20 protein-coding genes and 1 pseudogene are annotated in these 25,525 nt (G+C 63.8%); 10 read left to right on the forward strand and 11 right to left on the reverse strand.

Translation table 11 applies throughout. The features are described 5' to 3' along the window. Positions 1-5 precede the first annotated feature (5 nt). The 9 genes from HMPREF9695_RS26520 (at position 6) to HMPREF9695_RS24445 (ending at position 10,984) form a co-directional block, all read left to right on the forward strand. Positions 6-425: a hypothetical protein gene (locus tag HMPREF9695_RS26520; RefSeq protein ID WP_157224017.1), complete on the forward strand. Its 420-nt coding sequence runs from the start codon at positions 6-8 to the stop codon at positions 423-425. A gap of 380 nt (positions 426-805) precedes the next feature. Then, a complete protein-coding gene (locus HMPREF9695_RS24410; RefSeq protein ID WP_006023596.1) occupies positions 806-895 on the forward strand; it encodes a K(+)-transporting ATPase subunit F in 90 nt (29 codons plus the stop codon). A gap of 51 nt (positions 896-946) precedes the next feature. Then, positions 947-2,650 (forward strand): potassium-transporting ATPase subunit KdpA, encoded by a 1,704-nt coding sequence (gene kdpA / locus HMPREF9695_RS24415; protein ID WP_006023597.1) that lies wholly within the window; start codon positions 947-949, stop codon positions 2,648-2,650. 24 nt (positions 2,651-2,674) lie between these two features. Continuing rightward, positions 2,675-4,795 (forward strand): potassium-transporting ATPase subunit KdpB, encoded by a 2,121-nt coding sequence (gene kdpB, locus HMPREF9695_RS24420; RefSeq protein WP_006023598.1) that lies wholly within the window; start codon positions 2,675-2,677, stop codon positions 4,793-4,795. Between the two features lie 71 nt (positions 4,796-4,866). Further along, complete coding sequence (locus HMPREF9695_RS24425; RefSeq protein ID WP_006023599.1) at positions 4,867-5,469, forward strand: K(+)-transporting ATPase subunit C; 603 nt, start codon at positions 4,867-4,869, stop codon at positions 5,467-5,469. A 12-nt stretch (positions 5,470-5,481) separates the two neighbouring features. After that, a complete protein-coding gene (locus HMPREF9695_RS24430; RefSeq protein ID WP_006023600.1) occupies positions 5,482-8,199 on the forward strand; it encodes a sensor histidine kinase in 2,718 nt (905 codons plus the stop codon). Next, on the forward strand, positions 8,196-8,885 hold the full coding sequence (locus HMPREF9695_RS24435) for a response regulator transcription factor (protein WP_006023601.1): 690 nt from the start codon (positions 8,196-8,198) through the stop codon (positions 8,883-8,885). The genes HMPREF9695_RS24430 and HMPREF9695_RS24435 overlap by 4 nt, the downstream gene beginning before the upstream one ends. A gap of 45 nt (positions 8,886-8,930) precedes the next feature. Next, positions 8,931-9,374 (forward strand): PTS sugar transporter subunit IIA, encoded by a 444-nt coding sequence (locus tag HMPREF9695_RS24440; RefSeq protein WP_006023602.1) that lies wholly within the window; start codon positions 8,931-8,933, stop codon positions 9,372-9,374. Between the two features lie 248 nt (positions 9,375-9,622). Further along, positions 9,623-10,984: a tyrosine-type recombinase/integrase gene (locus HMPREF9695_RS24445; protein ID WP_006023603.1), complete on the forward strand. Its 1,362-nt coding sequence runs from the start codon at positions 9,623-9,625 to the stop codon at positions 10,982-10,984. Between the two features lie 306 nt (positions 10,985-11,290). On the opposite strand, the gene HMPREF9695_RS24450 is transcribed toward HMPREF9695_RS24445, so the two are convergent. The 11 genes from HMPREF9695_RS24450 to HMPREF9695_RS24500 all read right to left on the reverse strand — a co-directional run bounded on the left by HMPREF9695_RS24450 (position 11,291) and on the right by HMPREF9695_RS24500 (position 24,776). Next, positions 11,291-14,395, reverse strand: coding sequence for a DEAD/DEAH box helicase (locus tag HMPREF9695_RS24450; RefSeq protein WP_006023604.1), 3,105 nt, complete (start codon positions 14,393-14,395; stop codon positions 11,291-11,293). 11 nt (positions 14,396-14,406) lie between these two features. Then, positions 14,407-14,643: a DUF2158 domain-containing protein gene (locus HMPREF9695_RS24455; protein ID WP_006023605.1), complete on the reverse strand. Its 237-nt coding sequence runs from the start codon at positions 14,641-14,643 to the stop codon at positions 14,407-14,409. Between the two features lie 277 nt (positions 14,644-14,920). Next, positions 14,921-15,361, reverse strand: a complete 441-nt coding sequence (locus HMPREF9695_RS24460; RefSeq protein ID WP_006023606.1) for a ubiquitination-like system serine protease family protein — start codon at positions 15,359-15,361, stop codon at positions 14,921-14,923. Further along, positions 15,358-16,530, reverse strand: a complete 1,173-nt coding sequence (locus HMPREF9695_RS24465; RefSeq protein WP_006023607.1) for a ThiF family adenylyltransferase — start codon at positions 16,528-16,530, stop codon at positions 15,358-15,360. The genes HMPREF9695_RS24460 and HMPREF9695_RS24465 overlap by 4 nt, the downstream gene beginning before the upstream one ends. Further along, positions 16,505-17,251 (reverse strand): multiubiquitin domain-containing protein, encoded by a 747-nt coding sequence (locus tag HMPREF9695_RS24470; RefSeq protein WP_006023608.1) that lies wholly within the window; start codon positions 17,249-17,251, stop codon positions 16,505-16,507. Before HMPREF9695_RS24470 ends, HMPREF9695_RS24465 begins: the two co-directional genes overlap by 26 nt. An 81-nt stretch (positions 17,252-17,332) precedes the next feature. Continuing rightward, a complete protein-coding gene (locus tag HMPREF9695_RS24475) occupies positions 17,333-20,734 on the reverse strand; it encodes a UvrD-helicase domain-containing protein (RefSeq protein WP_006023609.1) in 3,402 nt (1,133 codons plus the stop codon). A gap of 1 nt (position 20,735) precedes the next feature. After that, on the reverse strand, positions 20,736-21,314 hold the full coding sequence (locus tag HMPREF9695_RS24480; protein WP_006023610.1) for a hypothetical protein: 579 nt from the start codon (positions 21,312-21,314) through the stop codon (positions 20,736-20,738). Beyond that, entirely contained in the window at positions 21,311-22,168 is an 858-nt protein-coding gene (locus tag HMPREF9695_RS24485) for a response regulator transcription factor (RefSeq protein ID WP_006023611.1), read from the reverse strand. The genes HMPREF9695_RS24480 and HMPREF9695_RS24485 overlap by 4 nt, the downstream gene beginning before the upstream one ends. Then, on the reverse strand, positions 22,165-23,244 hold the full coding sequence (locus HMPREF9695_RS24490) for a nucleotidyl transferase AbiEii/AbiGii toxin family protein (RefSeq protein ID WP_006023612.1): 1,080 nt from the start codon (positions 23,242-23,244) through the stop codon (positions 22,165-22,167). Before HMPREF9695_RS24490 ends, HMPREF9695_RS24485 begins: the two co-directional genes overlap by 4 nt. After that, a complete protein-coding gene (locus tag HMPREF9695_RS24495) occupies positions 23,241-24,071 on the reverse strand; it encodes a DUF6088 family protein (RefSeq protein WP_006023613.1) in 831 nt (276 codons plus the stop codon). The genes HMPREF9695_RS24490 and HMPREF9695_RS24495 overlap by 4 nt, the downstream gene beginning before the upstream one ends. 75 nt (positions 24,072-24,146) lie before the next feature. Further along, entirely contained in the window at positions 24,147-24,776 is a 630-nt protein-coding gene (locus tag HMPREF9695_RS24500; RefSeq protein ID WP_006023614.1) for a DUF6088 family protein, read from the reverse strand. 256 nt (positions 24,777-25,032) lie between these two features. Here HMPREF9695_RS24500 and HMPREF9695_RS24505 point away from each other — a divergent pair. Further along, positions 25,033-25,434: pseudogene (locus tag HMPREF9695_RS24505) on the forward strand (DUF932 domain-containing protein); the annotation flags it as partial. Positions 25,435-25,525 lie beyond the last annotated feature (91 nt).

Below are 25,525 nucleotides of genomic sequence, written 5' to 3' on the forward strand. Positions count from 1 at the left end.
AGCGCATGACAGACACCGGCGAGCGCAGTGAGAAGCTGGTTCAGTCCTGGCTGTTGGCGTTGCTGCGATTTGCAGTCACATTGGACCACAACGACAGACTGGCAGTCCATGCAATCGCGACCGAGATCGACGGGCGGGACACGCGATCAGCCGGCTTCAGTTTCTTTCGCAAGACCAGCGTTGAGCTCTGTAACGCAATCGCCAATCCGCAGCACGCAACCAGCCCTGCCATTCTGCAGCGTCATCTCGACCGGATGGGCAGCGGCCGCCTGAAACAGGCTTTCGCCGCTACCGTTGGGCCTTGTCGTCCACAGCCAGAATCGAAGCTGAAGCCGGTTGAACCGGACGGGCGGCATGATTTGTGGAAAGGGCTTCCGACGCGACCCCCGTCACCACGACAAGCAATGGTCCCGGCAAAGTCATAGAGCAATCCCGGCCAAATCCAGAGCAATCGTGACGCTCCCCTTATTGCTGTTCGGATCATATAGGGCCTTTGCGGCGCCGGCCGGCCGCTGCTGCAGCGGCGCAACGGAAACCACGGAGCCTTTATAAGATTCCTATAACGTCGCGTTCCCGCCCATCTCGAAACCCTATGGCGCTGATGCCATTCCATCCCGTGCAGAAGCTGCGGGATGTGCTCGTGCTTCGGTTGAGACGCACGAGACAGCGCCCGCATCGATGGTGCCGTCGCACCGCCAAGGAGCATTCAATGTTGGACATCATCATGCTGGCCCTCGGATTGGGCTTCTTCGTGTTGTCGGTGGGCTACGCCTACGCCTGCGACAGACTCTGAGGGAGAACGATCATGATCTTCGATTACGCACTCGCTGGCGTCGTTTCCGCCGGGCTGCTGGTTTACCTGACCTACGCGCTGCTGCGGCCTGAACGGTTCTAAGCGCCGCTTCATTGAGCGAACAGGCGCGCAATTTCACGAAAGCACACGACCATGACTGTCATTGGCTGGATTCAAATTCTGTTGTTCTGCGCGATTATCGTCGCGCTGGTGAAGCCGCTCGGCGGCTATATGACGCGCGTCTTCAATGGCGAGCGCACGTTTCTCTCGCCGATCCTGCGCCCTGTTGAGGCGGGGCTCTACTGGATCGGCGGCGTCGATGAGAAGCGTGAGCAGCACTGGCTGACCTACACGGTCGCGATGCTGCTCTTTCACGTCGGCGGCTTCGTGATTCTCTACGTGCTGATGCGCTTCCAGGCCGTGCTGCCCTTCAATCCGATGGAACAGTCCGCCGTCGCGCCGGATCTGTCGTTCAACACCGCCGCCAGCTTCATCACCAACACCAACTGGCAGAACTACGGCGGCGAGAGCACGCTGTCATATCTGACCCAGATGCTCGGTCTGACCCATCAGAACTTCCTGTCGGCCGCGACGGGCATCGCAATCGCCGTGGCCCTGATCCGCGGCTTCGCCCGCTCGTCCGCGCGCACCGTCGGCAATTTCTGGGTCGATGTCACCCGCACCACGCTGTACGTGCTGCTGCCGATCTGCGTTGTGTACGCGCTGTTTCTGGTCTGGCAGGGCATTCCGCAAACGCTCGGCGCCTATGTCGACGCGACCACGCTCGAGGGCGCCAAACAGACCATCGCTGTGGGTCCGGTCGCATCGCAAATTGCGATCAAGATGCTGGGCACCAACGGCGGCGGCTTCTTCAACGTCAATGCCGCACATCCGTTCGAGAATCCGACGGCCTTGTCGAACTTCGTGCAGATGCTTTCGATCTTCGCGATCGGCGCGGCGCTCACCAACGTGTTCGGCCGCATGGTGGGCAACCAGCGCCAGGGCTGGGCCATTCTGGCCGTGATGGGCGTGCTCTTTATCGCCGGCGTCGCCGTCACTTACTGGGCGGAGGCCTCGGGCACGTCGATCATGCATGCGCTCGGCCTGTCCGGCGGCAATATGGAGGGCAAGGAAGTCCGCTTCGGCATCGTGGCATCGGCGCTGTTCGCCGTCGTCACCACTGCGGCCTCCTGCGGCGCGGTTAACGCCATGCACGATTCGTTCACCGCGCTCGGCGGCATGATCCCGCTGATCAACATGCAACTCGGCGAGCTGATCATCGGCGGCGTCGGCGCTGGTCTCTACGGCATGCTGCTGTTCGTCGTGCTGGCGATCTTCGTTGCCGGTCTGATGGTCGGCCGCACGCCGGAATATGTCGGCAAGAAGATCGAGGCGCGTGAGGTCAAGATGGCGATGCTCGCCATTCTGATCCTGCCGCTGATGTATCTGGGCTGGACCGCGGTCGCCGTCGTCCTGCCGTCGGCTGTCGCCTCGATGGCCAATGCGGGGCCGCACGGCTTCAGCGAGGTGCTCTATGCCTTCACATCCGCGACCGGCAACAACGGCTCGGCGTTCGGCGGCCTCACCGGCAACACGCTGTTCTACAATCTGACGCTGGCATGCGCGATGCTGGTCGGCCGCTTCTTCATGATAGTGCCCGCCATGGCGCTGGCCGGATCGCTTGCACAGAAGAAGTCGATCCCGCCATCCGCCGGCACGCTTCCCACAACAGGCGGTCTGTTCGTCGGGCTGGTTGTCGGCGTGATCCTCATCGTTGGAGGCCTCACGTTCTTCCCGGCGCTCGCGCTCGGGCCGATCGTCGAGCATCTGGCGATGACCGCGAACACCCTGTTCTGATCGATCCCTTTTGGAGTGACACTCATGGAAACCTTGAAACTGCAAAAGCGGACGACGGGATCGGCAATGCTCGATCCGAAGATCGTCCTGCCCGCGATCTGGTCGGCTTTCGCCAAGCTCGACCCGAGGGCGATGGTCAGAAATCCGGTGATGTTCGTGGTTGAAGTCGTTGCCGCGCTGACGACGGTTATCTTTCTGCGCGCGCTGCTGACCGGCGGCGACGACCTCGGCTTCACCTTCCAGATCATTCTGTGGCTCTGGTTCACGGTGCTGTTCGCCAACTTCGCGGAAGCCGTCGCCGAAGGCCGCGGCAAGGCCCAGGCCGAGTCGCTCAAGAAGACCCGCACCGAAAGCCAGGCCAAGCTGCTGACCGGCTCGGGATCGGACCGGACCTATCGCCTGGTGCCGGGCACCAGCCTGAAGGTCGGCGACATCGTGCTGGTGGAGGCGGGTGACAACATCCCGTCCGACGGCGAAGTCATCGAAGGCGTTGCCTCGGTCAACGAGGCGGCGATCACCGGCGAATCGGCGCCGGTGATCCGCGAGTCGGGCGGCGATCGTTCAGCGGTGACCGGCGGCACGCAGGTTCTGTCCGACTGGATCCGCGTCCGCATCACCGCGGCGCAGGGTTCGACCTTCATCGACCGCATGATCAAGCTGGTCGAAGGCGCCGAGCGGCAGAAGACCCCGAACGAGATCGCGCTCAACATCCTGCTTGCGGGTCTGACCATCATCTTCGTGTTCGCGACGGTCACGATCCCGAGCTATGCCGCCTATGCCGGCGGGTCGGTGTCGGTGGTCGTGCTGGTGGCGTTGTTCGTTACGCTGATTCCGACCACCATCGGTGCGCTTCTGTCCGCCATCGGTATTGCCGGCATGGATCGGCTGGTGCGCTTCAACGTGCTCGCCATGTCCGGCCGCGCGGTCGAGGCCGCGGGCGACGTCGACACGCTACTGCTCGACAAGACCGGCACCATCACGCTCGGCAATCGCCAGGCGACGGCGTTCCGTCCCGTGCACGGCGTGACCGAGCAGGAGCTTGCGGATGCTGCGCAGCTTGCGTCGCTCGCCGACGAGACGCCTGAAGGCCGCTCTATCGTTGTTCTGGCCAAGGAGAAGTATGGCATCCGTGGCCGCGACATGGGCGAGCTTGGCGCCACCTTCGTTCCGTTCACGGCACAAACCCGCATGAGCGGCGTCGATGCCGGCGGCTCATCCGTTCGCAAGGGCGCGGTTGATGCGATCCTGCACTATGTCAACGGCGGACCGCGCGCGGCGGTTGCCTCGGGCGGCGCGGTTCGTGCGATTGCTCCGGCGATCGGCGCCGACACTGTCCGGGAAATCCAGACGATTGCCGACGAGATCGCGAAATCGGGCGGTACGCCGCTGGCGGTCGCGCGTGACGGCAGGCTGCTCGGCGTCATTCACCTCAAGGATATCGTCAAGGGCGGCATCCGCGAGCGGTTCGCCGAACTGCGCCGCATGGGCATCCGCACCGTGATGATCACCGGCGACAATCCGATGACCGCCGCGGCCATCGCCGCCGAAGCGGGCGTGGATGATTTCCTCGCCCAGGCGACACCCGAGGACAAGCTGAAGCTCATTCGCGACGAGCAGGCCAAAGGCAAGCTGGTGGCGATGTGCGGTGACGGCACCAATGACGCGCCGGCTCTGGCGCAGGCCGATGTCGGCGTGGCGATGAACACCGGCACGCAGGCGGCCCGCGAGGCCGGCAACATGGTCGACCTCGATTCGAATCCGACCAAGCTGATCGAGGTCGTGGAAATCGGCAAGCAGTTGCTGATGACGCGGGGCGCGCTGACCACGTTCTCGATTGCCAACGACGTGGCTAAGTACTTTGCCATCATCCCGGCGATCTTCCTCGCGTTCTATCCGCAGTTGCAGGCGCTCAACATCATGAACCTGTCGAGCCCGCAAAGCGCGATCCTGTCGGCGATCATCTTCAACGCGATCATCATCATCGCGCTGATTCCGCTCGCGCTGAAAGGCGTCGCCTACAAGCCCATCGGAGCTGGCGCGTTGCTCAGCCGCAATCTGCTGATCTATGGCGTCGGCGGCATCATCATTCCGTTCATCGGCATCAAGGCGATCGATCTGATCGTGACTGCCCTGCATCTCGCCTAGCGCATGATCCCGAAAGCCGGACCACCGGCTTTCGGGAGCATCGTGCGCAAGAAGCTCGAAGGAGAGACACCATGTTGAAAGAAATCCGGCCCGCATTCTTTATTCTCGTCGGCCTCACGCTCATCACCGGCCTGGCCTATCCGCTCGCCATCACCGGTATTGCCGGCACGATCTTTCCGTATCAGGCGCAGGGCAGCCTGATCGAGAAGGACGGCAAGACGATCGGCTCGGCTCTGATCGGGCAGGAGTTCAAGGAAGACAAGTATTTCCATGGCCGTCCGTCCGTGACGACGGCGGCGGATCCCGCGGATTCGACCAAGACCGTTCCGGCGCCCTATAACGCCGCGAATTCATCGGGCTCGAATCTCGGCCCGACCAGCAAGGCGCTCAGCGACCGCATGAGCGAGGATGTCGCCAAGCTGAAGGCGGAGAACCCATCGGTGCCGGTCCCGGCGGATCTGGTCATGACCACGGGCAGCGGCCTCGATCCCCACATCTCGCCGGAAGCCGCGCTGTTTCAGGTCCCTCGGGTCGCGACCGCGCGCAAGCTGCCGGAGGATGCAGTGCGCAAACTGGTTAACGACAAAGTGGAAGGCCGTTTTGCAGGGCTGCTCGGCGAGCCGCGCGTGAATGTGCTTGCGCTCAATCTGGCGCTGGATCGCGCGGCGAAGTAACCTGCATGTCTGATGGCAACCATCCGCGATCCTGAACAACGGCCCTCGCCGGAAGCGCTGCTTGAGGCGGCCCGCCGTGAAAACGGCAGCGGCCGTCTCAAGATTTTTCTTGGCGCGGCTCCCGGCGTTGGCAAGACCTACGAGATGCTGCAAAGCGCGCATGCCAAGGTGAAGGCCGGCGTGGATGTGGTGGTCGGCGTGGTCGAGACCCATGGCCGGCTGGAAACGCAGGCGCTGCTGCACGGTCTTGAAATCCTTCCCCGCAAGGCGCTGGCCTACAAGGGCCAGACCCTCGACGAGATGGATCTAGACGGGCTGCTGGCGCGGCGGCCGAAGCTCGCCATCGTCGATGAGCTCGCGCACACCAACGCGCCCGGCAGCCGCCATCCGAAGCGCTACATGGATGTCGAGGAACTGCTGGATAACGGCATCGATGTCTACACCGCCGTCAATATCCAGCACATCGAAAGCCTGAACGATGTCGTGGCGCAGATCACGCGCGTGCGCGTGCGCGAGACCGTGCCCGATTCCATCATCGACCGTGCTGACGACATCGAACTGGTCGATCTGACACCGGGCGATCTGATCCAGCGCCTCAAGGAAGGCAAGGTCTACGTTCCCAAGCAGGCCGAGCGCGCGCTAGAGCATTACTTTTCGCCGGGCAATCTGACCGCGCTGCGCGAACTGGCGCTGCGGCGGACCGCCGAGCGTGTCGACGAGCAACTGCTCAATCACATGCAGGCCAATGCGATTTCGGGGCCTTGGGCTGCGGGCGAGCGGATTCTGGTTTGCGTCAGCGAAGACCCGCGGGCCGCCGGCCTGATCCGTTATACCAAGCGCCTCGCGGACCGGCTGCATGCGCCCTGGACGGCCATCTGCATCGAAACCCGGCGGAGCCTGCAGCTCAGCGATGCCGAGCGCGACCGGATTGCGACCACGCTGCGGCTTGCGGAGGCGCTGGGTGCCGATGCCCTGACGATCCCGGCTGTCGAACGCCGCATTGCCGACGACATTCTCACCTTCGCGCGGGCCAACAACGTCACCCAGATCGTGATCGGGAAGGCCACCCGTTCCTGGTGGTTTGAACTGGTGCGCGGTTCGGTGGTTCACGATCTGGTGCGGCGCGCCGGCAATATCAGCATCCATGTCATCGCCGGCGACAAGCTCGATCCGGAGACATTCGCGGCTAAGGGCGTGCGAACGGCGGAGCGCGCGGAAGCCGCCGACCCGGTGCCGTATATCTGGTCTTTGGGGCTTGTCGCCGTCGCCCTCGGAATCAGCGAACTGATCTTTCCGTTTCTCGGCATCGAGAATGTCGATCTCGTGTTCCTGACTGTCGTTGTCACTGTGGCGGTCAGGTTCGGTCTGTTTCCGTCGCTGGTCGCCAGTGTCGCGGCGTCGCTGTGTTACAATTTCTTTTTTCTTCCGCCGGTCTATACGTTCACCATCACCGATCCGACCAATGTTGCGGCGTTCTTCTTCTTCATGCTGATCGCAATGATTGTTTCCAACGTTGCGGCGCGGGTACGGACCCAGGCCGTGATGGCGACGGGCAGGGCGCGCACGACCGAGTATCTCTATTCGTTCAGCCGAAAGCTCGCCGGAACGGCGACGCTGGACGATGTGTTGTGGGCGACGGCGTACCAGACAGCGCTGATGCTCAAGGTGCGCGTTGTGCTGCTGCTCCCAGAGCACGGTCGCATCGCCGTCAAGGCGGGGTATCCGCCCGAAGACGAACTCGATCAGGCCGATCTCGCGGCGGCCAACTGGGCGTGGAGCAATGATCGTCCGGCGGGGCGCGGCTCGGACACCCTGCCCGGCGCGAAGCGGCTGTTTCTGCCGATGCGCACCGGCCGCGGACCGATCGGCGTCATCGGAATCGACGACGATCGTACTGGCCCGATCCTCACGCCGGATCAGACCCGCCTGCTGGACGCATTGATGGATCAGGGCGCGCTCGCGATCGAGCGCGTGCGGCTCGTGGAAGATATCGATCACGTCAAGCGCGTGGTCGAGACCGACCGGCTGCGGTCTGCATTGCTCACGTCGATCTCACACGATCTGAAGACGCCGCTGTCGTCTGTACTCGGGTCTGCGAGCACCATGCGCGATCTGTCGGGCCAGTTGACCGACGCGGAGAAGGGCGATCTGCTCGCGACGATCATCGATGAATCCGAGCGCCTCAACCGGTTCATCGCCAACCTGCTCGACATGACCAAGCTTGAGTCCGGCGCCATTGTGCCGAACTCCGCGCCGCATGATCTCGGCGAAGTTGTCGGCAGCGCACTGCGGCGGGCCAGCAAGATTCTGATACGGCACCGTGTCGATCTGGAATTGCAGGCCGATCTGCCGATGCTGGATATCGATGCTGTTCTGTTCGAGCAGGTGTTGTTCAATCTTTTGGACAACGCGGCGAAGTATGCGCCAGCCGGAAGTCAGATCCGGATTCAAAGCTGGCGCGAAACCGATTCGGTTTGTCTCCAGATCCTGGACGAGGGCGACGGCATTCCGCCCGATGAACTGGAAACCATCTTCGACAAGTTCTACCGCGTGCAGAAGGGCGATCATGTCCGGCCGGGCACCGGACTTGGGCTTGCCATCTCGCGCGGATTTGTGGAAGCCATGCACGGCACCATCTCGGCGGCGAACCGGACGGATCGCAGCGGCGCCGTTCTGACGATCCGGCTTCCGATTCCCAAAATCACCGAAACACTGGATACCGCCGCATGAGCCCCGCGCCGCTGAAGATTCTGGTGATCGATGACGAGCCGCCGATCCGCAAGCTGTTGCGGATGGGCCTGAGCACGCAGGGCTATGACATTCTCGATGCGCCGAACGGGAAGACCGCGCTTGAGCTATTGGACAACAAGCCGGACCTTGTGATTCTCGATCTCGGCCTGCCCGACATTCAGGGCCATGATCTTTTGCGCATGATCCGCGCGCGCAACGAAAGCGTGCCGATTGTGGTCTTGTCCAGCCGGGGCGACGAGGCCGGCAAGGTTCAGGCGCTCGATCTCGGCGCCGACGATTATGTCACCAAGCCGTTCGGCATGGATGAATTGCTCGCGCGCATCAGGGCGGCACTGCGTCATCAATTGCAGGTTCATGGCGAACGTCCGGTTTTCCGCACTGGCGATCTGTCGGTCGATCTGGTCCGGCGCATCGTCAAGGTCGGCGACAAAGACATCAAGCTGTCGCCGAAAGAGTATGATCTGTTGCGCGTGCTGGTTCAGCATGCCGGCAAGGTGCTCACCCACAAGTTTCTTCTGCACGAATTGTGGGACGAGCTGACCGACGCGCAGTATCTGCGCGTCTATGTGCGGCAGCTCAGGCAGAAGATCGAAGGCGATGCGGAACGGCCGCAATATGTTCTGACCGAAACCGGCATCGGCTACCGGCTGCGTGCACCGGACTGAAATAGCGTCACATCCCGGCGCACGTCGTACACTCCTGGATCACTCATGAAGATTTCCGACTTTCTCGCTCCGGCCGATGTCGTCATCGATCTGCGCGTGCCAACCAAGCAGCAGCTCTTGCAGGATCTGGCGCGCAAGGCGGCCTCAAGCCTCGGCCTGCAGGCGGACTATGTCGCGTCCGAGCTTCTGAAACGCGAACAACTTGGATCAACCGGGATGGGCAATGGCGTTGCGATACCACATGCGCGTTTGCCGATGGTGAAACGGCCTTACGGCCTCGTCGCGCGGCTGAAGCCGCCGGTCGATTTCGACGCGATCGATGGCAAGCCGGTCGATCTGGTGTTTATGCTGCTGCTCCCGCCGCCGCCCGAGGCCGATCAACTGACCGCACTGGCCCTTGTCGCCCGGACATTGAAGACCGCCGGCATGCTTGAACGCATGCGGCGCGCCAAAAGCGCGTCCGACTTTTTCGCGGTCATGACAGGATAGGTCGGGGTCTGGTGAAGAATGGCGCACCCGACACGATTCGAACGTGTGACCTTTGCCTTCGGAGCAATTTAGCCTGCCTATCCTAAATGCACGACAGGGCACGCTACAATGCGATATGTAACTGAAGATACTAGACAATTCGTATTTCCGCGCCGAACTGTCTATCCAGAATTTCGCTCCGATATCCATCCGGTTGCTTCCGTGGTGCTTCCGCGGAAGCAGCCCCTCACTAGCGAGGGGAACACCTCATGGCAAAGCTGACCAAGCGGATCGTGGACGCTGCCGATGTTCGCGAGAAGGACTATTTTATCTGGGACGACGAACTGCCCGGTTTCGGCCTCCGCGTGTTCGCCTCCGGCAAGCGCAGCTACCTCATCCAATATCGCGCTGTTGGACGCACGCGACGCTACACCATCGGCCTGCATGGCGTGTGGACGCCGGAGACAGCCCGGCAAGAAGCGAAGGTCCAACTCGGGCGCGTCGCGCGCGGCGACAACCCTTCCGAAGAACGTCAGCTCGATCACAAGGCCATCACGGTCAAGGAGCTTTGCGCCCTCTATACCGCTGATCTGAACGCGGGCCTCATTCTGGGTAAGGGCGGGCGACCGAAAAAGCCCACCACCATCGTCACCGACACTGGCCGTATCGAGCGGCACATCATCCCGCTGATCGGCGCGCGCCGGGTCAAGGATCTCACCAAGGCCGACATCAACAAGGTCTTGAAGGACATCATGGCCGGCAAGACGCGCGTCGCCGTCAAGACGAAAAAGCTGCGAGGAAAGGCCATTGTTCGTGGTGGCGCGGGCACCGCCACGCGCACCGTCGGCCTATTGGGCGGAATCCTCACCTACGCTGTCGATGCTGGGATTATAGAGGTCAATCCGGCGCACGGCATCAAGAAGCCCAAGGACAATGTTCGGAATCGTAGGCTGACCGAGGCGGAGTATCGCACCCTCGGGCAAATGCTTCGCGATGCCGCGGCGAACGAAAAATACGCCATGACCGTGGACATCATCCGGCAGATCGCGCTCACCGGCTGCCGCCGCTCGGAAATGATCTCGCTAATGTGGATCGAAGCTGACACCGACGCGAGCTGCATGCGCCTGGTGGACAGCAAGGAAGGTGAGTCCATTCGTCCAATCGGATTGCCCGTCGTCGAGTATCTGGAGGAACGGCGCAAGACCGCAGCGGGCACCTATGTCTTCCCAGGTCAGGGCGAGGACCATGCGTTCGGCAGCTTCCCGAACCATTGGGAACAGATTTTCAGCGACAGTCCGCTCGCCGGCGTCACCCCGCATGTCCTGCGTCACAGCTTTGCCAGCATCGCCAACGATCTCGGTTTCACCGAGGTGACCATCGCGGCGCTCGTCGGCCACTCCAAGGGCTCGGTGACGAGCAAATACATTCACACGCTCGACACTGCGCTCATCATGGCCGCCGACACGATCTCCGGTTACATCCAAGGGCTACTCGAGGGGATCGAATTCAAACAGACGGCCTACGCATTGGATCGTGATTCTCGTCGAGCTGCGCTTGACCTCTTCCTGACCAAAGCGGTTGGAGAGCCGGGGAACGAAGCCGAGGACGAGGAGCGTCGCTTGGCAGCTTGAGGCTTGCGATCAGCCACTGGTCGGCGAGCAATTCATCGCCGCCCACGATGCAGTCGAAAAAGCTTTTTGAAGAAATCGACGATCTTCGGTTTGGCGCCATCGGCGACCAGGTCATTTGCTCCGAACCGGCAGACCATCCTGACACTCCTGCACACCGAGCGCAGCCGTAGCGGCGCGTTGTCTCGTTCGACCGCTTGATCGCCCGCTGCCGCATTGGCTCCGCCAGCATTGGAGACTTTCTGAGGCAGGAACGTCTCGCAGAGGGGGCATCTGACGCAATCGCCTCACGCCCCCGTTGCGCGCAATTTAGGGCACATATACTTCAAGGATCGGGGCGGAAGGCGCCACCGCTTCGGCCCGACGCTTGGCAACGCGCTTCGCCGCATCGCGGACAAGTGCAAGCTTGCGCCTGTCCTTGTCCACGCATGCCAGAATTTGGTCATCAGTTGCGGCGTCGATCTGTTCGGGCTCACAGAGCTGCGCGGCGGCCAAGCGGCAATAGTCGCCCCGCAGCAAATCGGCTCCAGCGAATTGGGCGAGGTCGACGGCGGCGCTGGGCACGCCATATGTCAACCGGATCGCCAGACGTCTCACACGGTCACCGAGATCGAGCGTGGGGTGCAGGATCTCGGCGACGCGAGCCGCGACCGGCATCAGATCGCAAGTCCGCGCTGCGACCGCGCGTATGGGGCCGGCGGCGCCGCCAAACGCACCACCGAACTGCGTCAGCACGCGCTCGATCTCGCTCATGGCACGACCGGACACGAACAAAAGACAAGCGACCGCCTTCTTCGCACGCAGGGTCGCCTGATGATCTTCTGTTGTCCCGCGCTGAAGCGCGTTCAGGACGTGCCACGGCACATTCTGCCTCTGCAGCTCGTTGGGCCATAGCTGAGGCTCTTTCTGCGTGCTTTTTCGGTTGATCGGAAAAAGGAGTTGATCGACCTCGACCGTCGTTTGAGCTGCGGCAATCAGGACGGGATCGCTGATTTCTTGGGGCTGAAGCGAGCCGAGGCAATCTACGAGCGCGACGATGGACCCGACCTCTGCCGCGCTTTCGCCAGCGAGACGGCCCAGCTTGGTCAATTCATACGCGCCTGTAGCGTTCTTCTGCACCAGGCCGTGGCGTTCCAAATCCGCTAGGGCCGAAAGCAGATCCGGCCGGCTCCACTGCCACGCGCTATGGGCGCGCCGGGCTTGGAACGCGCCGAAGCTCGATTCCAGAAATTCGACAATCTCCTCGCTCGGCACGCCTTCGCCGGCCGCTCGTTGTGCCGCGACTAGGACGCGGATAATCAGGGAGCGTGGGTCGGTTGTACCGTCGAGGAAGCGGGACACCAAGTCTTCCGGCTCCGCGGTCACGTATCGCGACCACAGATCATGCTCGGCGCGCGGATCGAGCGCCAGCAGATACGAAGCTCCCTTCTCGGCGAAGCCAAGCCTTCCCGCGCGACCGACTAGGTTCTTGTATTCGGCTACCGAATAGGGCTCGTCGCCGGGATGATTCAAGCCGGCGATGATGACCGATGACGCGGGCGTGTTCACGCCCATCGCCAGCGTCGTCGTGGCTGCGATGACGCGCAGGCCCGAGCCGCTACGGCGAAATTCTTCCTCGATGACGCGCCGCTCTTCGCGGTCGAGATCCGAGTTGTGGAAAGCGACGCCGCGCCCCAGCGCGCTCCGCAAGTCGGCGCTGGCCTGCGAGGGATCGCCGCCGGGCATCTGCGTCAGCGCCTCGGCAGCCGGAGGCAATCCGAGCGACTCTGCGAGATAGTTGGCGCAGCCGCGGGCTTCGCCCTTGGTTTCGCGAAACACGATCACCTGCTGGCCTTCGGCGACAAGCTTGCGCACCAGCGGGATGATCCAATCCTGGCTGGATCCTTTGCCGCCGACAAGACGCCGAACGAGCGGCCCCTCAACCTGCTCATTGCCATTCTCCGGGTCAAGAAAGCGGAAATGCCCGGTGCCGAGCAACAAGCCCTCCTCAAGCGGAACGGGCCGCTCCGTGCGCCGCAAGAGCCGCGCGCCGAGCCATTGCTCAAGGCCGTTCGTGTCCCCGATCACAGCCGAAAGCGCGATCAGTTGGGGCTCGATCCCCTCACGCCGGCGCATCCGGATGAGCGTCAAAATGAACTCCAGATTCGCGCCGCGGCCACGGTCGGCGATCATCTGCGCTTCGTCGATCACGATCGCGCCGACCTGCGCCAGCACATGAGGGAATGTCAGCGCGATCGCGGCGAACTTCTCATAGGTCAGGAGACCGACATCGTATTGGCCCCGCAGCAGAGGCGCGATGTCGTCCGTCTCGCCCGTCGCTTCCACCGTGCGGACCCCGAAACCGCCATAGACGCTCTCGAAGTGCCGCCGCTTGTCTGCCACAAGGGCCTTAAGCGGCAGCAGAAACAAAGCCCGTTTGCGATCCAGCACGTTCCGGAGCGCCGCGAGCTCGCCCACCATCGTCTTGCCCGAGGATGTCGGGGCCGACACCACCAGGTTCTCGCCGTCCAGCACGCCGAAGTCGGTGATGGCGGAGATCTGAAGCGCATTCAAGGACGGGATCGCTCCAGCCCAGGCGGTGACAAGCGCGTCGGGGAAACCGGCCGACGAGAGGCTGGCAAGATCGGACGTCACCTTGGCAGGCAGACGCGCCGGGAAGGCCGCCCGATACTTAGCGCCCGGCACGAACACGGGCCACGCGACATCGCCGTCGATGCTCCCGCGCATGGTCGGGTTCTGCTCTTTGCCGCCCTGCAGCGCGGCCGCCCGGACGCGGCTCGTGACATGCTCGAGGAGGCGGTAGAGCGAGAGCTTGCCGCCGCTCACGACTTCCTCGGCGCCACATAGCGCCTCAAGCAGAAAGTGGGTCAGAAAGCCGTGCCCGAACCGGCGGTGCTCATAGGCGGGCTCGGTCGCCGCGGAGGCGGTGAAGATGATCCGACCAGCGCCGCCAAGCTGAGCCAGGCGCGCTTCGGCGGACAAAAGGCTGCGCGGCTTCGCATCGACGTGCAGAACCTTCGCCCCAATGCCGCCGGAAAAACAACAGTCGAGGAACAGGATCAGGCGCTTTGCCGGTATCCGCGAGAACCATTCCTGCAACAGCTCGAGCGGGATCGCGGAGCCGGCGAGATCATCTGGATTCGCGTCGTGGGTGACGAGCTCATGTGTCTCCGACCCATGGCCGGAGAACGCGATCACCACCGTATCCTCGGGGCCGCAGCCGGCCAGGTCGGCAAATGCGTCCTCAATCCGCTGCCGCGTGGCCTCCGCATCTGCCAGCAAGACTGTGCTGCCGCCCAGCGTGTCGAAGAACAGTGCCTCCAGCGCCGTCGCGTCGCGACGCGCGCAGGTCAGCTCATCAATGCCGGTCGAGCTATAACGGTCGATGCCGATGAACAGGCCGCGAAACGGCATGAGGCACCACGCTACGCCCGAACGACGCCGACGGAGAACGCGGCTCGTGGCTTCTCAGCCTTCTCCAGCACGACCGGCGCGAACGTGTCTTTCCGCGCGACCTGCTTGTTGCCCACCTTCTCGAACCAGACACACCAGACGGCATCCTCCTCCAGCATGGCCGTCTTCCCGACCTGCTCGACCGTCATGATCGGCCCGCCTGACTTCACCCGCACAAGATCGCCGGGCTTGAATTCGGTAGCATCCATTCTCCACGCTCCTTCTCGATGCCTATCTGTCCTCGCCAGGCACCGGAGGAGGTCGCAAGAAGCTCGCCCACGTCCCCACCACCATGAGTGGAGACGCGCACGTGCTAGGAGATCGCCCCATGCCTAACATCAATATATGGTGTGTCGGTCATTCCTTGCACAAGGATTTCGGCGAAGACCGTGTAAGCTCCTGATAGATGTTCTTGATTTGTCTCTTAGGGCTGCGCTGCGTTCCGAAGCGGGATAGCCCGACGGCAACCTGCCGTCGGGCCTATCGTCACGATCTGCCAGATAGCCAACGCCAGGCGCGGCGCCAGAAGCCGGGAGCCGCCTTGACGGGAGCGGGCTGAACGGCAAGTTCGATCGCTGGCGTCTGCCCGTAGAAGCGCGCTTTGGCAGCGCGGTCACGACGACGCTCGGCTTCGACCTGCTCGTCACTCCAGGGGCCGGCCTCGATCACCTTGCTGCGGTCGATCACATAGTGTGACCGGCATTTCAGCGTCCAATTGCCGATCGACGGCCGAAGGGAGACGGTCTCGCCATCGAACGTCATCTTCCAGTCCGTCGGCGTGAAGGGGGCGACGACCTCCTCGCCGCAACCGCAGCAGCAGCTGTGGGCTGATGTGGCATATTCCATCGAAACATAGAGAATGCCTGCCTCAAGGCGCTCAGGGATGTGTTCGACGAAACGATGTTCGAGTCGCTTGTGCCGTATCACGCGAGATCCCCGTTGATCAGCATGTTGCCGTCGGTGGTGTAGGTGCAGTGATGCTCGCGCTCGAGGTCGCGGTAGAAGCCGCGAATCTTCTTCCACTTGACGACCGCGAGGACAGCATTCAGGGCGTTGAGATCCGCGACCTGGATGTTGGAGGCGTAGATGTCCTTGGCGCCGCCGCCGACGAAGGAAATGCGCTGCCGCGCGTGATCGCGCTTCTCCGGCGTACTGGCGGTGACGCGCAGGATGCCGCCCAGCGACCCCTCGTCGAGCTCGAGCCCCATGCCAACATCGACGAACGCGGCGCCGATCGCCTCGAGCTTCTCTACGATCAGCCGCTTAGCGTCACCCGCATCGAGGGACAGGAACGCGAAGGTGACGCCGTCGAGAAGGTGAATGTTGTCGACGCCGAGCGCGACATCGTGCGCCACGATGTTCCGGTGCATCCGGCTGTAGATGCGCTTCAGGTATTCGACCTTCTTGGGCGCTTCCCGCAATTCCTCCAGGCTCGGAGCGCCCGGCGCGCGAAACGCGTTATGGGTCAGGAACTCGTCGCTGTCGAACAGCCGGATTTCCCGGACAGGCGTCTTGGCGACGAAATCCAGGATGTAGCCGCCGGTCCCCCCGACGCCGATGATGGCGACCCGCTCGTTGACGAGTCGCTCGGTCAGGACGCCGATCCCGACACGGTCGGAGGCGGTCTCGACATAGTTGAAGACGCTGTCCTCCTCCTCTTCCGGTTCGCGGAAGGTGCGAGGCGTCGCGCCGGACTTCAGCACTGCGGCCGGGCCCGCGAGGATATTCGCGTAGCTCGTCATCTTGTGGTGGTAGTCCGAGTAGCCGCCGTCTGGCTTGCTGGAGAAGCTGTGCGTCGCCTTCAGGCCGTGGCCGAGATCGAAGGCGCCGGCCGCATGCGAGATGCCCTGGATGGGCCTGCCGTCGGCGTGGCACGGGAAATCGCCGTCCCAGTGGATGACATGGGTGTCGGGCGGGCGCGTCTGATCTCCGGCCAGCGTGAGGCTGGAGATGAGGGTGCCGATGCGCACCTCCCGGCGCGCATCGACATACGGCACCTCGCGCATAACGAGATACCCGCCCTGCTGCTGGACGAAGTAGCCTTCGTCCCGCAGCCGCTTGAGGTCCGGATTACGACTGAACAGTGCGCGTGACATTGAACACCGTGCCCTTCTTCTTGACGTCGACGGAGCCGCCAACCCCGAGCTCACCGGCGGGCGGCGTCGACGCCGCGTGCCGATAGGTCATCGAGAAGACGACGTTGGGTTCGTGCTGGCCCGGGAAGGCGAGCTGGACGATCTGTTCGAACGTCACCGTGCGGGCGTTCACCGTGCGCGGCCGCGAATTGACGATGATCTCGAACGTCAGCCGCGCGGTGATGAACCGCTCGATGCCGGGCTGGACCAGATCGATCAGCTCGCCATGCTCGATCAGGCGATCTTCACCGCCGGGAACCTCGAGGAAGACGGCCTCCCCCTCGCCGGGCTTGGCGAGGCCGTAGAGCACCGTGCCGCTGATGACCGGCTTGCCCCAGAGCAGCTCGTGGTCGTTGAGGGTCAGCTTGAAGTCGCGGTCGGTCTGGAAGGCGATGAACCGCTCGGCGCCGCGCTCACGCAGGTCGAACGGCTCGTTGAGCCTCACATCCTCGAAATCGCCCGAGGGCAGGATCGCGATGAGGCTGTAACCGTCCCGCGGGTCGAGTGCCGCGGCTTCCAGCAACTGGCGGCCGAGCGGCACGGGATCGCTCACCACACGGGACTGGAAGTTGAGATCGCCCTGCGCGAGGAGAAAGCGATACCCCCGCGCCGGACGCAACGCCCGGCCTTCGCGCAGGGCGTTGCCGAGATCGTCGTAATCAAGAAGTTCTTCGGTGTTCATAAGATTGGGTCCTTAGGTTCGGCCGAGGCAGCGCCGCGGCTCTAAGGGTCCAATCGGAGCGAGGGAGGCCGACCGGTAAGGTCAGACGAACTTTTTTTGCAAGGGGCCGTCGGGGGTCTGCCCGCAGATGAAGAAGGCCGGGCAGTTCGGGCAGGTGCGCGACGAAACCTCGGCCGGAAACCGTCCGGCGCGGATGTCGCCGAGAAACTTTGCGAGCTTGTCCTTGCGCCCCTTCAGCTCCCGATCGGACAAGGCAAGCGCATGTGCCTCGCCGTCGGAAAGATGGACGAGCTCTGCGACCGCGCCGGGAAAGGACTGCCTGACCGCCAGCATCAGCGCCGCCGCGCCGACATCCTTGCCCTCGGCCGACCGCATGTGACCCGTGCGAATGCGGCGCACGGCGCGGATGCCGTCCGGCCGCACCAGCACCTCGTCCGGCCGAACGATGATCTCCTCGCCGCCGAAACTGAGGCTGAGCGCGACCGGCGCTTCGGGGACTGCTTCGGCGCGGTTCGCCAGGAAGAAGCGCAGCATTGCCAGCGCCAGATCGCGGAATTCCGCGCGATAGCCGTGCTCGCCGAGCCCCTCGCCGGCGAGCGCCGCATCGATGCGATCTTGCAGCGCCTGCTCGGACACGGGTCCATCCGACGCGATCACCGCCTCGACCACCACGCGAACCGCCTCATGCAGATGCATGAAGGCGGTCGCGGTTCGCCGGCCGCCGACCTGCAGGACATGCGTGTAGAAGAAGCGACGCGGGCAGGATTCATAAAGAGCGATCTGCGGGGCGCCTAACCGCAGCCGTCCGTCGACCACCAAATCGATATCCCGAGCTTCCGCGGCCACGGGAAGCGGCCGTGCCGGCACGAGCGAACGGCGTGTTAAGGTCGCCCCGAGACGGTCGAGGAATGGCGAAAGCGGTCGGTTGTGGCCGTTACTCTTCTCGGTCGGCGCATAAAGGATCAGGCGATCGCGGGCGCGCGACTGCGCCACGTAAAATAGGCACTCCTGCTCCTCGGCCTGACCTGCGCGGAACGCCTCCAGCGCACTGCCCTCCGCCCCCGCGATCATCCCGTCGGGCGCCGGACAGGGCGGCGCCGGCGGCGTGCGTGGGATCGTGTCGCTGTTAAGCCCAGGAATATGGACGCCACCGAACTCTAGGCCCTTGGCGCCATGGATGGTCATCAGCCGCACGGCGTCGAGATGCTGGGCGGCCGCCGGCAATTGGCGCAGGTCGCGGTCGTCGCCGAGCCGCACGAGCCTGCGCACACGATCGAGCAGGCGCGTGATGGGCAGCCCGCGTCCGGCCGGTTGTACCCGCACAAAGTTGAGGAATTGCCAGATCGCGATGCCCCGTGTGCGGTCGGCGAGATCCTCCGACGCGCCCAGGCGCGCGGCGATGCGTGTGCGATCGAGCAACAGCGTCGCGAGCACGGTCCAGGGCGAGGCCGTCTGATCGAAACCATCGAGCGCAGTCGCGAGCTTGGCAACGGTCTGCCGCCCCCTGTCGCTCAAACCGGGGATCGCCTCGCCATGCCGCAGCCAGCCCGCCGGCGCGTGCTCGGCCGCCCGCAGATGGTCGAAGACCGCGACCACATCGGCAAAGGAGGTGGCGAAGTCTCGCCAGCAGGCAATGCGCACCAGGCCCATGGCGCGCCGATCGACCAGGATCGAGAGGAGAGCCAGGAGATCCTTGACCTCACCCCGCTCGAACAGACTTCCCAGGAAGAGGACCGGCACGCCGAGCCGTTCCAGGTCCTGCCCGATCGTCGACAGCTTTTCGTTGCCGGTGCACAGGACCGCCTGGTCACGATAGGCGTAGCCGTCACGCCGCAGCTCCTCGATAGCGTCGGCCAGGGCGACCTGCTGCTGCTCGGCGCGCTGGACCGTGCGCAACTCGGGCCTATGTCCATTGGCGTCGCGGTCCGCGTCGAGGCCACTATCCGCATCGCCGGCGCGCATCGTGATCGCGAAACTGGAGAAGCTGGCGACAATCTCCGGCACCGAACGATAATTACGCTTCAATCGACCGCGATTGCCACCGGCGAAGTCCTCCTTGCCGAACCGGGTTATGTTGAAGGATGAGGCACCGCGAAACCGGTAGATCGACTGCTTGGCGTCGCCGACCATCCAGAGATTGCGGCCGTCGGGCCGCAGTGCGCTCAGCAGCCGCACGCTGCTGCGGTTCACGTCCTGATACTCATCCACCAGGACATGATCATATTGCGCCTGCAGCGCCGCGCAGATGGCCGCCTCCTTTTCGAGCAGTTGCACCGGCAAGGCGACAAGATCGCCGAAGTCGATGCAATGCGCGTTGCGCTTGAGCTGTTCGTAGGCCGCGTAGACGCGGGCAACCTCGCCGGCGCGTTCCGCCGCCTCGCGCGCATCCGAGTCCTGGGCTTTCGCCTGCATGGCGTCGGCGAGCGCGGCGTAGGTTTCGGCGTCGACCACCTCATCCTTCGCCCGCGATACGGCGGCCAACATGTCGGCAATGATCTGGGTCGGATCGTAAAGATTGCGGTAGTACGCGAGCCTAAGCCGCGGGAACTCCCCCTCGAGGAGTTCGACCGCTTCGGTCCGGTCCATCATCCGCGGGTCCTTCGGCAGGCCGAGCTCCGCATGGAAACGACGGATGATATCGAGGCCGAAGGCATGGAACGTGCCGATCCACATCGCGGCCGCAGCCTCGGGCCGCTTGCGCGCGATCCGCTCGGCCATCTCGCCCGCTGCCTTGTTCGAAAAGGTCAACAGCAGTATGCGCCGTGGATCGACGCCCTCGCCTAGAAGGCCCTCGACGCGCGCGATCAGCGTCTGCGTCTTGCCGGTGCCAGGCCCCGCCTCAAGCAGATAGGCTTCGCCGCGATGCGCCGCAGCGGCCGCTTGCAGCGGATTGAGCGGCCGTTCGACATGCGCCGCAGTCGCGGCGGGAGGCACGGGCGGCAGCAGCAAAGCATCGAACAACTGCTGCGCGACGACCTCGAACGGCGCGCCGAGCTTCGCGGCGATGGCGGACGCGGCGAGCCCTTGGTCGACATGGAGCGCCCGCGCGACGGTGCGCGGAAGCAGCAGTTCGCGCGCGAACAGGTCCATCTGGACTTCGCGGCGTTGCCGGCGTCCATAATCGACAACCCGATCCATTCCGACTGGTGAGGGCTCGGCCGGGCGTGCCGGATCAATCATCGGCGCCGCTTCGCCACCAGGATCGTCGCCCAGCTCGACATGGCCGATCTCATGCGCCACGAGGAAAGCTTGCTCGAACGGAGAGCCCATATTCTCGTGAAGAATCAGATCGTCGGCGGCGACGAAAGTCGCGCGGCCGCCATTGAGGACGGCTGCGCCGGCGGCAGTCCGTTCGACATCAATCCCCCGCCGCTTGGCCTCGGCGACAGCAAAGTCATAGGGCGACCAGGGATCGGCGCCGGATGCAACGAGGCGAGCGTGAAGCTCGGCGGCGACTTGCCTGGCGAGCTCCACACTGTCCATGTCAGTCCGCCTCCGCCAACAGCCGGGCGCGCTTCTCGGCCGGGACGCCGGCATCGATCAGCACTTGCTCGAAGGTGACCTGCTCGCCGGCCACCGGTTTGCTGTCGGCCTTATAGCTGCGCGCGACAATCAGGTGCGCTGGCCCCCAGGACGACTCCAACTGTGCGACAGAGCTGCGCATCGCATCCGCCAATATCGCCAGGAAGCGTCGCGGGATACTGACGAGAGAGACCCGCCGTTCGCGCAGTGCGGTCACGACCTGCCGGGGCACGTCCAGACGCTGCGCGACGGCGCGCCAGTCATCGACCGTCAGCGCCGCGAAAGGGTCGGCTGCTGCCGCCGGCATAACCTTCGCGTGTTGCGACCAGGCAGCGTCGATCAGCGCCCGATCGGTAGCAGAGAGGGGTGCGGCATCTTCATAAGCCTCGCGGCTGAGTTCGCGCGAGAGGTCGATGAGCTCCCCGGCATATTCCGGGTATAGCCGCAGATAGCGTTCCAAGGTCGACCGGCCAGGCTCGCTCTCGACCGCGAACGCGTCGAGCACGGCCTCGCGGGATGGACGTCCGCCGCCGGGGCTCACCGCTCGTCTCCGTCGGCCATGGCAGCTCGCAGGGCGGCGAAGGCCTTGTCGCGGTAGGTTCGGACGGTCTTTTCGGAGCGGCCCAAAGCCTTGGCGATGGTCATGACGTCCGGCTCCTTGGAGTCGATGGGGAAGCCCTGTCTCAACATGTGAATGATCCTGCTTTGTTCTGTCGGTAGAGCTTCAATCGCTGCATCCAGGCGCGACCGGTAAGACGGGTCGTCGAAATCCGACACGGCGAAGGGATCGTGGGTCCCTGCGGCCGCCTCGACCTCCGGTGACAGTTCTCCGCTCTCCTCGTCATATTCGAGGGGCTGGGAACGGTTTTCGTCGCGCCAGGCCTTTTCCTGCGCATCGCGCCGCAGGCTCGCTAGCGCGCCATCGAAGCGCACCTCGAAGTAGTCGACCTTTTCGTCGTAGGCGGCGCGGTCCGCCGAAAAGAGCTCGACGAACCGGCCGAACACCTTGTCGCGCACGACCCCGCGCGTCAGCGATTCCGTCTTTCCATCGGAGCTTTCCGCCCTGGGCAAACTGCGCAGCACCCGTTCGGTCAAGATCCGATAGAGGCGCTCGAACCACACCTCGTTGTTGTCGCGACGGCTCGCGCGAATGAAGTAAACGAGACATTCGCTCGGGACGTAGCCCGGGTCCGAGCGCTTGGTGATTTCCGCCCTGGCGATCAAGCCATCACGCGGCAGGACTGCCAATTCGGCGATGAGGGCTTCTATCTTCGGGTCGCGCTCGTAGAGTTCGCCGCTGAGGCGGCGTTTGCGCAGCGGGGTTACGATCGCTTCGCCCGCGCCACGCGCGTCTGCCTTTTGCCCGGTGTCGAAAGCTCCCTCCAACTGGTTCATCGCGCGGCCCCGCCTCCCGTATCGCCCTTCTTGTTGAGACGCGTCTCGAGCGAGCCGATGCTGTCGAGCACCGCCTCGAAATCCGGTGGATCGCCAAAGATCATGCCCTGCATGGCCCTGTAGTCGACGCGCAGTTGCTCGATCATCGCGTCATGCGGGGCGAGTGCAAACGAGCCAGGCGCAGCGCTCGCGAGATCGAAGTCCGGTCGATTGAAGAACATCCGGGCGTGCGCGACGCAATCCGCACCGAGCGCCGGATCAGCGATGGCGGCGGCGCCGACGCGGGCCGCGGCGAGCTGGTGCAGGTCATAATAGTGACGGGAAACGCGTTGGCCGCCCCCGCGCAGCTCGCCGCGCTTGTCGAACCAGCGCCGCAGCCCATGGAGGATGACAACCTTGTCCCAGAAGGTACGTTCCGGATCGACCGTGCGGACGGCCGGCACGGTCAGGTCGAGCGCCGGCAGATCATCATCGACATAGGGTTTGATCGGCACTTCGCTGTTCGGATCGAGCGCGGATTTCGCGCCCGACTCGATCTTGATCGCTGCCCGCACATAATCCGATCGCGGCGTCGCCGCGGGATACCAGATCAGAAGCGTCTGCCCGTCGGGATCAGCGTCATCGGCTTCCACTCGGGCCGCGCCGGCATCGAGGCCGGCAGCCTGAAGCCGGTCCTGCAGGATCTGCGTCAACTCAGCCCGCAGCGGGCCGTTGATGTAGGCTTGGCAGGCGTCCTTGATCGCATCGAGGCGCGCCCGGCGCTTTTTGCTACTCAGCGCTTCGAGCTCCTCGATGGTCGCCGGCTCGCCGATGTCGTCCCGAAACACCGTGACATCAATGTCTTCGGAGAAGCGATTGATCAAACCAAACCCTTTGGACAGGGAGGTTCCACCTTTGAAGAGGAGGCGGGGTCCGCCCTCTTTCAAGCCATTGAACAAGGCATCCAGCGTCCAGCAGACCCAGAAGTCCTTCTCGATATTCTGAGACGCCGTGCCGAGGCGTAGCGCCGTCGTATCGAAGGCGCTCAACATCGCGTCCGACCCGGCCGCGAGAACCTCGTCGAAAGCCGGATTCATGTCTTCACCGCCCGGGCTGCACCGCGCTTGGCAGTTTGTGCCTTCTGCGGGGAGAGCGGCTTTCGCTTGGGCCGGGCGACGGCAGCATGACGCTGATCATCGGCATCGTCCGCCGTTCTTTGTTGATGACGATCATGATCAGCATCATCACGATCATCATCGACGTGCCGACGACGAACGCCGGCGTCGCTTTCAACGAGCGGCTTGAGAAACACCCACATCCATGTCGGAAGAGCTGTCATACCGGCAGTGAGATCCGCTTTGAGGGGCGGTCCCACCGTGGGATCTTCGAAAAGATTGGCGAGCTTGCGCCTAACCTGATCACTTTCTCCTTCACGAACCAGGAGATCGCGCAGCCAGTGAAGCGCTTGGACGACGCGCATCGCTGGTCGTCCGGCCCAGAATAGCTTGCTGGCCGCGGTTGGACGGAAGGTGATCGTTACGTTGCCGAGCTTGATCGCGCGGCGCCGAGCGTCGGTGTGCACCACGATTTTGGCGGGGACGGCGTCAGTTAGGCCCAGATCGTTCGCCGCGGTCATGCCGTCGACAAGCATCCGGGTTTGGTCACGTCGCCCGACGGCGTCGATGACTGAGCGCGGATCAGGCGGATTGGGTTTCTGGGTGAGTTTGTTGAAGCCAGGCTGATCGTAGAGCCCACGATCAATCCGCCTAAGGATTTCGACCTTCGTCAGCCGCTGCAACGCCTTATCGACCGCGTCCCGCGAGGCGAGATCGACGAAGTCACTGGGCGTCCAGACCTTGCGTGGCGCATCCGCACGGATGCGCTCGAGCATGGCTTTCTTCAGATCGGGCGAGTCGGTGTTCATGTCCGAAAATTGTAGTCCTTTTTCGGACGCGAACCAAGTGGATTGTCCGAAATAAATATACAAATTTCGGACAATCTAAATAGGTAGGCCGCCCACCTGAGAATGGCTCCTTCGGCCGTATGCAACTTTGCCGACCGTCCTGGCGAGCCAGCTCGGTAGCTGGGGCGCGACCGCGACGAGTTCGCCGAACGTGGAAGACGGCAACTTGCGCTTCAACGTCATCAAGGCGGCTTCTGCCTTTTCCGGCCCCAGCCAGGCGAGCGCTCGCACCGCCTGTCCGGCGGGCCGATCGGCCAGCGCCAACTGCCAGCGCGGCGCATGCCGCAGCTCGACGACCTGCTGGCCCAGATTCATCGTCCGGCTACGGCCCGATGTCAGATAGACCGACCGGACCGGCACCTGTGTCGTGAGGCCGAGCGCGTTAGCGGCCGCGGCACCGTTCGACACGATGGTTTCGCCGCGCTGGAGCGCGAGGGCTTCGACGGCCTTCTCGACGGAGGGCGCGCGGACGCCGAACCGACTCGAAACCGGGCGCAGATAGACGCCGCGCCCGGCACGCATCAGCCGGCCACGTTCAGCCAGTCGCGACAAGGCTTGATCCACCGCGGCGCGATTGCCGAGATGGAGCAGGCTCTTCGCCGCGATCGGAGCGCCCTCGGGCAAGCCCTCGGTGTGCGCCAGAATCTGTTCGGTCAGTCGTTGCACGGCACTTCTCCTGTCAGAAATATATGCGGTTTTCTGACAGTTTTCAATCTCCCCCAAACCGACTGGAAGGGCCAGCGATTGAGAGGGGGCCTGGAGGGGAAAGCCTTCCCCTGCGGCCGAGCCCAGGGTCTCGGCCGACCCCTTCTGCGGGGAGACCCCGCAACGCCCTCATTAGAGTGAGAGTGTGGACCGGATTTCCGTGACGGGTTGAGGGTCGGGAGAGAGTCTTCCGGCGCCCGTCATGGAGTTTGATCCCATGAACATGCAGGTTCTCGATGCCCGGCGCGACGTGAGTGGCGGCTGGAAGGTGGACATCAACCGCGGCGAGCGCATCGGTCGGGTTTCCTCGGAGTGGTTCTCGCGACCCGACGACGAGCGCTATCTCTCGCTCGCCGAACTCGGCCGGACCGTCCGCGAGCGCACCGAGCGCAGCCGAACGCGCGTTGTCGAATCCGCGCTTATCCATGTCGAAGCCAGCCGCACCGATCCCGAACGGCTTGCCCTGATCCTACCAGGCGCCGACAAGCCCATCGCTCCGACGCACTGGAGTTTCGGTCAGCTCGCGAGCCAGGTCGGCGCGCCGGCCGCCTATCTGCGGCAGCTCCCCGCCGCGCTCGCCGGCATCAACCTGCAATATGGGCTGACCGCCCACCGCGCCTTATCCTGACTCTGTGATCCTGTCTCAGAATCAGCCATGGAGATGCATCACCGGTGGTTCCGGTGAGGCTCTTCAGACGTCCGGGTCAAGC

It is taken from the genome of Afipia broomeae ATCC 49717 (assembly GCF_000314675.2).
Classification (GTDB): Bacteria; Pseudomonadota; Alphaproteobacteria; order Rhizobiales; family Xanthobacteraceae; genus Afipia; species Afipia broomeae.

Excerpts from the sequence above, each read along its gene's own strand:
- HMPREF9695_RS26520 (WP_157224017.1), top strand. The coding sequence starts at position 6 with ATGACAGACACCGGCGAGCGCAGTGAGAAGCTGGTTCAGTCCTGGCTG.
- HMPREF9695_RS24410 (WP_006023596.1), top strand. The coding sequence starts at position 806 with ATGATCTTCGATTACGCACTCGCTGGCGTCGTTTCCGCCGGGCTGCTG.
- kdpA (WP_006023597.1), top strand. The coding sequence starts at position 947 with ATGACTGTCATTGGCTGGATTCAAATTCTGTTGTTCTGCGCGATTATC.
- kdpB (WP_006023598.1), top strand. The coding sequence starts at position 2,675 with ATGGAAACCTTGAAACTGCAAAAGCGGACGACGGGATCGGCAATGCTC.
- HMPREF9695_RS24425 (WP_006023599.1), top strand. The coding sequence starts at position 4,867 with ATGTTGAAAGAAATCCGGCCCGCATTCTTTATTCTCGTCGGCCTCACG.
- HMPREF9695_RS24430 (WP_006023600.1), top strand. The coding sequence starts at position 5,482 with ATGGCAACCATCCGCGATCCTGAACAACGGCCCTCGCCGGAAGCGCTG.
- HMPREF9695_RS24435 (WP_006023601.1), top strand. The coding sequence starts at position 8,196 with ATGAGCCCCGCGCCGCTGAAGATTCTGGTGATCGATGACGAGCCGCCG.
- HMPREF9695_RS24440 (WP_006023602.1), top strand. The coding sequence starts at position 8,931 with ATGAAGATTTCCGACTTTCTCGCTCCGGCCGATGTCGTCATCGATCTG.
- HMPREF9695_RS24445 (WP_006023603.1), top strand. The coding sequence starts at position 9,623 with ATGGCAAAGCTGACCAAGCGGATCGTGGACGCTGCCGATGTTCGCGAG.
- HMPREF9695_RS24450 (WP_006023604.1), bottom strand. The coding sequence starts at position 14,395 with ATGCCGTTTCGCGGCCTGTTCATCGGCATCGACCGTTATAGCTCGACC.
- HMPREF9695_RS24455 (WP_006023605.1), bottom strand. The coding sequence starts at position 14,643 with ATGGATGCTACCGAATTCAAGCCCGGCGATCTTGTGCGGGTGAAGTCA.
- HMPREF9695_RS24465 (WP_006023607.1), bottom strand. The coding sequence starts at position 16,530 with ATGTCACGCGCACTGTTCAGTCGTAATCCGGACCTCAAGCGGCTGCGG.
- HMPREF9695_RS24470 (WP_006023608.1), bottom strand. The coding sequence starts at position 17,251 with ATGAACACCGAAGAACTTCTTGATTACGACGATCTCGGCAACGCCCTG.
- HMPREF9695_RS24475 (WP_006023609.1), bottom strand. The coding sequence starts at position 20,734 with ATGGACAGTGTGGAGCTCGCCAGGCAAGTCGCCGCCGAGCTTCACGCT.
- HMPREF9695_RS24485 (WP_006023611.1), bottom strand. The coding sequence starts at position 22,168 with ATGAACCAGTTGGAGGGAGCTTTCGACACCGGGCAAAAGGCAGACGCG.
- HMPREF9695_RS24490 (WP_006023612.1), bottom strand. The coding sequence starts at position 23,244 with ATGAATCCGGCTTTCGACGAGGTTCTCGCGGCCGGGTCGGACGCGATG.
- HMPREF9695_RS24495 (WP_006023613.1), bottom strand. The coding sequence starts at position 24,071 with ATGAACACCGACTCGCCCGATCTGAAGAAAGCCATGCTCGAGCGCATC.